This is a genomic window from Roseomonas sp. TAS13 (genome assembly GCF_001950415.1).
Classification (GTDB): Bacteria; Pseudomonadota; Alphaproteobacteria; order Acetobacterales; family Acetobacteraceae; genus Roseomonas; species Roseomonas mucosa.
On sequence record NZ_BDLP01000198.1, the window covers coordinates 1 to 8,032 of the forward strand.

Sequence of the window (8,032 nt, forward strand, 5' to 3'; positions counted from 1 at the left end):
CCAGTCCACCGCCAGATCAGCCACGGTCCCACTCAAGTCGTCCAGCACACTCGTGCCAAATCACTCAAGCAAAACATCCAGGCTTCCTACAGTAAAACCCCTATTCACACCTTCAAGGAACAATTCCACACCTCAGAGACAGAACATCCACCCTCAGAGATACCCCCTCGCCAGGAAGCATCCCCTCCAGTGAACATCCAACCTGTCGGCAGGAAACCCGCGTCAGAAGCACTTCACAGCACCTCGCCGCCGGTGAACGGGCTTATACGGGCCATAAAGAAAGCTGTCAAAGCCCCTCGGCGCAGAATCTTTTCAGATTTCTTGCACCCTCCCGGTGGCCCCTCCTCAGCCCCTCCTGGCCCGCCGGCTGCGCCGTCGCTGGAGGAGGAGCACCGTCCCCAGGGCCAGCACGATTACCAGCAGGGACATGCCAGTGGTCAGCGTGCCCAGGGCATAGATTTCCGGCGTGGTCACGGTGGTGGTCAGCCCCTGGAGCTCCAGGGGCAGGGTGTTCTGTCCACCGATCGCCTGGCTGGTCCGGGCCACCTCGTCCCAGGACAGGGTGAAGCCGAACAGCGCCACGCCCACCAGGGAGGGCGCGATGATCGGGATCACCACATGCCGCAGCACCTGCCGCGGGGAGGCGCCCAGGTCGCGCGCCGCCTCCTCATAAGCCGGGTTGAAGCGGTTGAAGACGGCGAAGAGGATCAGCAGCCCGAAGGGCAGCGTCCAGGTCAGGTGCGCCCCCAGGGCGGAGGTATAGAGGCCCGCCGCGGTCTCGTAGTTCCGCAGCCAGGCGATGTCCCAGCGCTCCGCAAGGGCCTTCACCAGGTCGTCGATCAGCCGGAACTCCAGCCCGATCCCCAGGCTGACCACGATGGAGGGCATGATCAGGCTAGCCACTGCCACATAGAACAGGGCGTCCTGGCCCTTGAAGCGCTTGCGGAAGGCCAGCCCCGCCGGCAGCGCCAGCCCGACGGTGAGCAGCATCACCACCAGCCCCAGGCGGAAGGACCGTCCGAAGGCCGCCCAGATATCCACCACCCCCACCCCCTGCCAGAGGCGGGAGAACCAGTAGGTGGAGAACCCGTTCATCGGGAAGGTCAGCCCGCCCTGCGGCCCCTGGAAGCTCAGGATCACGATGGTCAGGATCGGCCCGTAAAGGAACAGGACGAAGAGGGTGAAGAGCGCAGCCAGCCACCAGAAGGCCGCCGGCCGCTTCTCCCTGACGGCGGGCCCGCTCACAGTTCGCGCCTCACATCCACCAGCTTGGTCAACCCCCAGATCATCATCAGCACCACCGCCAACAGCACCACCGCATTGGCCGCGGCGATGGGGAATTGCAGGTAGCTCATCTGCACCTGGATCACCTTGCCCACCGAGGCGATCTGCTGCCCGCCCATGATGCCGACCGTCACGAAGTCGCCCATCACGATGGTCAGCACGAAGATCGAGCCGATCACGATGCCCGGCTTGCACAGCGGCAGGATGACATGGACCAGGGTCTGCCAGCCGCTCGCCCCGCCATCGCGCGCCGCCTCGATCAGCGAGCGGTCGATGCGCGCCATGGAGTTGAAGATCGGCACCATCATGAACAGCGTGTAGAGATGGACGAAGGCCAGCAGCACCGAGAACTCGGAATAAAGCAGCCAGTCCAGCGGCGTATCGACGATGCCCAGCGCCATCAGCCCCTGGTTCACCAGCCCGTTGCGGCCCAGCAGCGGCACCCAGGCGATCATGCGGATGACGTTGGAGGTCCAGAACGGCACGGTGCAGAGCAGGAACAGCCCCATCTGCACCGTGGTCGTGCGGATGTGGAAGGACAGGAAATAGGCGATGCCGAAGCCCAGCAGCAGCGTCGTGCCCCAGGCCAGCAGGCAGAACTTCAGCGTCGAGAGATAGGTCGCGAAGGTGACGCAGAGGTCCGGCAGCCGCGCGATGCAGCCGTCGAAGACGTCGCGGTAGTTCTGCAGCGTCAGGTCCGGCGTGATCTGGTACTCGTCATAGGTCCAGAAGGATACCAGCACGGTCAGCACCAGCGGCACGACGAAGAACAGCAGGAAGAGCAGCGCAAAGGGCGCCGCCTGCCAGTAGGCAATGTTGCGTCGGCGCGCCTTCCGGGGCGGTTTCGCCCCGGACAGACCCGCCTCGGGAGCCATGGCATCCATCACGCCACCCCGCGAGCCGCTAACGGCTCAGGCCACGATGAACTCATTCCATTTCCTGATCAGATACGCGTTCTCGTCCATCACGGAGTTCCAGCAGGCGACCCGGCCCATGCGCTGCTCGTAGGAGCCGCCGTCGCGCACCGTGCCCGCCTTCTCCACCACCACGCCGGCCGGCGACCTGACGTCCCGCTCGGCCGGCTTGCCCTCCATCCAATAGGCCCATTCGTAGGGCTCCATCTGCTGGCGCGCCGTCTCGGGCACGGAAGGATAGTAGCCCTGGCGCAGCAACGTGGCCCCGACCCAGCCGGACAGGAACCAGTTGATGAAGTCATAGGCCGCGTCCAGCTTGCGCCCTTCCAGCGTGCGCGGGATGCCGAGGCCCAGCCCCCAGCCGCGATAGCCCTCCTTCAGCGGCTGGAAGACGCAGGGGATGCCCTGCGAGCGCACCTTGGTCACGGCGGGCGACCACATCGACTGGATCACCGTCTCTCCGGAGCCCATCAGGTTCACGCTCTCGTTGAAGTCGCTCCAGAACGCCCGGAACTGCCCCGCCCTCTTCGCCTCCGTCATCAGGCCGAGCGTGGCGTCGATCTCGGCCTTCGTCATGTTGCCCTTGTCGGCATAGGTCACCTTGCCGATGGCCTCCGCCACCATCGCCGCATCCATGATGCCGACCGAGGGGCTGTTCACCAGCGCAGCCTTGCCCTTGAACTCCGGATTCAGCAGCTCGGCCCAGCTTCCGATGGAGCGGCCGATCAGGTCGGGGCGGATGCCCAGCGTATCGCCGTTGCAGTTGATGGGGATCAGCGACATCCATTCGGTCGGCCCCGTGGCGAAACCCTTGCTGCGCGCCCCGGTCAGGAAGGCGGTCTTCTTCGGCGCGCTGCCCTGGTCGCCGATCCTGCGCCCGGCCACCTCGCCCCGGGTGAAGAGCGGCGCGATCCTCTCGGCCATCTTCACCCGCTTGACCTCGATGCCGGCCATGTTGCCGGAGGGCATCAGCTGCCGCACCGCGGAGAAGTCGGTGTCCACCAGGTCGAAGGTGCTGGGCTGCGTCACCACCCGGCGTACGATGTCCTCATGCACCCCCGTGGTGTATTCGAGGGTGATCCCGGTCTCCTCCTTGCAGCGCTGCGCGATGGCCTGGCTCTGGTTCACCCCCAGGCCCAGGTAGCGCAGCGTCACCGGCTCCTGCGCATGCACCGCCGGGGCGCCCAGGGGGGCGCCAAGCGCCGTGGCACCCCCCAGCAGGCCCCGCAGCACCGGGCGCCGGCCGATGCCGGAAGCACGCTTCATCTGGCTCACGTCATCCATGGCAGATCTCCCGCAGCCGCGCGGCCCGATCGCCGCGCGCCGATGCCGTGAGAACCGGAACCCATCCCCGATGATTTCTTGTCGGACGGAGCGGCCCGGCAGGCCGCCCCGCTCCAGCCCATGCCGCCCGGTCAGGCGGCGATGAACTCGTTCCACTTGCGGATGAGGTAGGTATTCTCGTCCATCACCGCGTTCCAGCAGGCGACCCGGCCCATGCGCTGCTCGTAGGAGCCGCCGTCGCGCACCGTGCCCGCCTTCTCCAGCAGCGAGCCGTCCGGCGCCTTGATGTCCTGGGCCGCCGGCTTGCCCTCCATCCAGTAGGCCCACTCATAGGGCTCCATGTTGGCCTTGGCCGTGCTGAGCACCGCCGAGTAGTAGCCCTGGCGGTTCAGGAAGGCGCCGGCCCAGCCCGACAGGAACCAGTTGATGAAGTCATAGGCCGCATCCAGCTTGCGCCCTTCCAGCGTGCGCGGGATGCCGAAGCCTGAGGCCCAGGCGCGGTAGCCCTCGCGCAGCGGCTGGAAGACGCAGGGGATGCCTTGCGAGCGCACCTTGGTCACGGCCGGCGACCACATCGACTGGATCACCGTCTCCCCCGAGGCCATCAGGTTGACGCTCTCGTTGAAGTCGCTCCAGAAGGCCCGGAACTGCCCCGCCTTCTTGGCCTCGGTGAGGATGCCGAGGGTCTTGTCGATCTCGGCCTTGGTCATGTTGCCCTTGTCGGCATAGGTGTGGGCGCCCATCGCCTCCACCACCATCGCCGCGTCCATGATGCCGATGGAGGGGATGTTCAGGATCGAGGCCTTGCCCTTGAACTCCGGGTTCAGCAGCTCCTTCCAGCTCTCGACCGGACGCTTGATCAGGTCGGGGCGGATGCCCAGCGTGTCGGCGTTGTAGGTGGTGGGGATCAGGCTCATCCACTCGGTCGGGCCGTCGGCGAACTCCTTGGAGTTGCGGCCCTTCAGGAACTGCACCTTCTTCGGCGCGGTGCCCTGCTCGCCGATCTTCTTGCCGTCGATCTCACCCTTGGTGAAGACCGGGGTGATGTTGTCGAACTCCTTGATCCGCTTCGCCTCGATGCCCTGCAGGTTGCCCGAGGGCGCGACGCGCTTGGCGGAGAAGTACTCCATGTCCAGCAGGTCGAAGGTGTTGGGCTGCGTCACCGCGCGGCGGATCACGTCATCCGTCACCACCGGGATGTACTCGATGGTGATGCCCAGGTCCTGCTTCACCTTGGCGGCGATCTCGGCGCTCTGGTTCACCGCCGTGCCCAGGTAGCGCAGCGTCACCGGCTCCTGCGCATGCACCGCCGGGGCGGCCAGGCGGAAGGCGCCGGCCGCGGCCAGGCCGCCCGCGGCGCCGAACAGCGTGCGCCGGCCCAGCGTCCCCAGGGCGCCGTGGGGGTTCGCCCCGTTCTTCTTGCTTTCACTCATGAGCCTTGCTCCTCCAGGGTGGGGGCTGCCCGCCACCGTGTCTGCATCGGGGCCACCCGGACCGCCTGGCCGGGATGGCGGAAAAATCGCGCCGCCTGCAGCGTGCGCCGCTCAGGCCGGAAGCGCCTGGCCGTGGGCGGGCACGCTCAGCCGGTGCGCGTCCGTGCCGCTCCAGCCGACCGTCACCGCCTCGCCCTGGCTCAGCGGCGCGGCCTCGAAGGCATCGTCGGACAGGATGGCGGTCATCTCCGGCAGGGTGTCGCGATAGGCGCCATCCCCGGCGAGGCGGAGCTGCACGAAGCTGCCCTGGTACTCGACCATGGCGACCCGGGCCGGCAGCCCGTCCCTGCCGTTCTCGGATGGCCAGCCACGCGCCACCTGCATCCGGTCGGTGCGCACCGCGAAGGGCCCGCCCGCGCCCGGCAGGTCGATGACGTTGTGGCCGCCGATGAAGCGCGCCACGAAGGGTGTCGCGGGGCGCGAGAAGACCGTGCGCGGGTCGTCCGCCTGCTCGATCCGCCCGGCATTCATCACCACGGCGAGGTCGGAGAGCGCCATCGCCTCCTCCTGGCTGTGGGTGACATGGATGAAGGTGATGCCGAGCTCGTTCTGCAGCCGCTTCAGCTCCGCCCGCACCTGGATGCGCAGGAAGGGGTCGAGCGCCGAGAGCGGCTCGTCCAGCAGCAGCACCGAGGGCTCCGTCACCAGCGCCCGGGCAAGGGCCACGCGCTGCTGCTGCCCGCCCGAGAGCTGCGCCGGCAGGCGGGTGGCGTATTTCTCCATGTGCACGAGGCGCAGCATGGCCTCGGCCTTCGCCCGCCGCTCCGCCTTGCCGATGCCGCGCATGCGCGGGCCGAAGGCGACGTTGTCCAGGCAGTTCAGGTGCGGGAAAAGCGCGTAGCTCTGGAACATCATCGCCGTGCCCCGCGCCGCCGGGGCCAGGCCGCCGACGTTGCGCGGGCCGATCAGGATGTCGCCGTCGCTGATGTCCTCATGCCCGGCGATCATCCGCAGCGTGCTGGTCTTGCCGCAGCCCGAGGGGCCGAGCAGGCAGCAATAGCTCCCCGCCGGGATGCGCAGGTCGATCCCGTCCACCGCCACCGCCCCGTTGGGGTAGCGCTTGGTCACCTTCACCAGCTCGACACTCGCCCCGCGCATGAGCCCCCAGACCGATCCATGTCCCCGCCGCGAGGAACGCAAGGCCCGTGCCACCGTCATCATTCTCCGGAGAACCCTGGGCGTTGCGCCTGCCGCCACCCCCGGGGGAGGCTCCGCCTGCCCCCGGAACTCCCACCGCCGGGGACATCGTATGTCCCCAGTCCCCACCTTGAGTGGGTGGAGGTGGCAAGGTCAGCCGGTGGCGTGATCCCAGGGAGCAGGTGGATCAGGAGGTCGCCCGGAAGAAGTGAAGGACACCTTGTCCGCACTCGCGGCATCCGCGGCTTGCCGGAGAGCATCGCTTCCGGCGCGATCCGGCGGCAGCGGGAACCAGCGACGATGGTCCCAGGGCACACGCTGTCCTGGCGGACAGGGGTCCCGGAAGCGAAACCCTGCCGGCGCATTGAACATTTCTTAGGCAATTCCTGCCGCAATGACGCCTGCGCAAGGCAAGTATGCATCGCATCCCGGGAAGAGGCTTGACCTTCCCGGAGAGGGAAGCCCCACCTCTTGGCCATGCCAGACGACCTTTCCGCCCACACGGCCAGCACGTCCCAGGGCACCGGACCCGGCCTCGACCTCCTGGTGGAGGGGATGAGTTGCGCCTCCTGCGTGCGGCGGGTGGAACGCGCGCTCACCAAGGTTCCGGGCGTGGAATCGGCCCAGGCGAACTTCGCCACCGGCCATACGCGGGTGCGGCTGCGGCCCGGCGCCGACCCCGCCGCGCTGGAGGAAGCGCTGGACCGGGCCGTGGAGAAAGCCGGCTATGCCGTGCTGCATCCAGAGCCGGAAGCCGCCGGCGCCACGCCTCCGCGCCACCGGATGGGCTGGCTGCGCCCCACCCTGGCCGGGCTGCTCGCCCTGCCCTTCCTTATCGGCATGATCGGTATGGGGCTGGGCCGCGACTGGATGCCGCCCCCCCTGGCGCAGTTCGTCCTGGCCACGCTGATGCAGTTCGGCATCGGCGCCGGGATCTACCGCAAGGCCTGGGGCGCGGTGCGGGACCTCACCGGCAACATGGAGCTGCTGGTCGCCATCGGCACCACGGCGGCCTGGGCGCTTTCCACCGTGCTGATGCTGAATGACGGGCACCATCTCTATTTCGAGGCCTCGGCCCTGGTCCTGGCCTTCGTCTCGCTTGGCCGCTTCCTGGAGGAACGCGCCCGCAACGCCGCCGCCGGGGCGGTGGAAACGCTGCTGAAGCTGCGCCCCGACACCGCCCTGCGCCTCGACGGCCAGGGGCGGGAGGAGGAGGTGCCCACCGCCCGGCTGCGCCAGGGCGACCGCATCGCCATCCGCCCCGGCGCCCGCATCCCCGCCGATGCGCTGCTGGAGGAAGGCGAGGCCGGGGTGGACGAATCCGCCCTGACCGGCGAGTCCCGCGCCGTGGCCAAGAGCCCGGGCGACGCCCTGGCCGCCGGGACGGTGGTGCTGGACGGACGGCTGGTGGCCCGCGTCACCGCCACGGGCAAGGACACGCGCCTCGCCCGCATCGCCGCGCTGGTGGAGGAGGCGGGCAGCAGCCGCGCCCCGATCCAGCGCCTGGCCGACCGGGTGAGCGCCGTCTTCGTGCCGGTGGTCCTGGGCATCGCCGCCGTCACCTTCCTGGGCTGGCTGCTGGCCGGGGCGGCGGCGCAGGTGGCACTGCTGCATGCGGTGGCGGTGCTGGTGGTGGCCTGCCCCTGCGCCCTGGGCCTTGCCACCCCCGCCGCCGTGGTGGCCGGCACTGGCGCCGCCGCCCGCGCCGGCATCCTGCTGCGCGATGCCGAGGCGATCGAGCGCGCCCGGGGCCTTTCCGTGGTCGCCTTCGACAAGACCGGCACGCTGACCGAGGGCCGGCCGCGCCTTGCCGCGCTGGTTCCGGCGGAAGGCGTGGCGCGGGAGGAGGCGCTGCGCCTCGCCGCGCGGCTGCAGGCGGGCAGCGAGCATCCTCTCGCCCGCGCCGTGCTGGACGAGGCC

The 8,032-nt window shown here is 68.9% G+C and carries 6 protein-coding genes; 1 reads left to right on the forward strand and 5 read right to left on the reverse strand.

All coding sequences use genetic code 11. From position 1 onward, the window contains the following. Positions 1-345: 345 nt before the first annotated feature. The 5 genes from ROTAS13_RS15035 to ROTAS13_RS15055 form a co-directional block, all read right to left on the reverse strand. On the reverse strand, positions 346-1,245 hold the full coding sequence (locus ROTAS13_RS15035; protein ID WP_058389300.1) for an ABC transporter permease: 900 nt from the start codon (positions 1,243-1,245) through the stop codon (positions 346-348). Further along, complete coding sequence (locus ROTAS13_RS15040) at positions 1,242-2,159, reverse strand: ABC transporter permease (protein WP_075822744.1); 918 nt, start codon at positions 2,157-2,159, stop codon at positions 1,242-1,244. The genes ROTAS13_RS15035 and ROTAS13_RS15040 overlap by 4 nt, the downstream gene beginning before the upstream one ends. Before the next feature lie 36 nt (positions 2,160-2,195). Continuing rightward, positions 2,196-3,482 carry a PotD/PotF family extracellular solute-binding protein gene (locus tag ROTAS13_RS15045; protein WP_075822741.1) on the reverse strand — a complete coding sequence of 429 codons (1,287 nt, stop codon included), beginning with the start codon at positions 3,480-3,482 and terminating at the stop codon, positions 2,196-2,198. 131 nt (positions 3,483-3,613) lie between these two features. Beyond that, positions 3,614-4,915, reverse strand: a complete 1,302-nt coding sequence (locus ROTAS13_RS15050) for a PotD/PotF family extracellular solute-binding protein (RefSeq protein WP_075822742.1) — start codon at positions 4,913-4,915, stop codon at positions 3,614-3,616. A gap of 111 nt (positions 4,916-5,026) precedes the next feature. Further along, complete coding sequence (locus ROTAS13_RS15055) at positions 5,027-6,073, reverse strand: ABC transporter ATP-binding protein (RefSeq protein WP_075822743.1); 1,047 nt, start codon at positions 6,071-6,073, stop codon at positions 5,027-5,029. A gap of 516 nt (positions 6,074-6,589) precedes the next feature. Here ROTAS13_RS15055 and ROTAS13_RS15060 point away from each other — a divergent pair. Beyond that, positions 6,590-8,032 (forward strand): cation-translocating P-type ATPase (locus ROTAS13_RS15060; protein WP_253187693.1); only part of this gene is annotated, 1,443 nt, incomplete at its 3' end.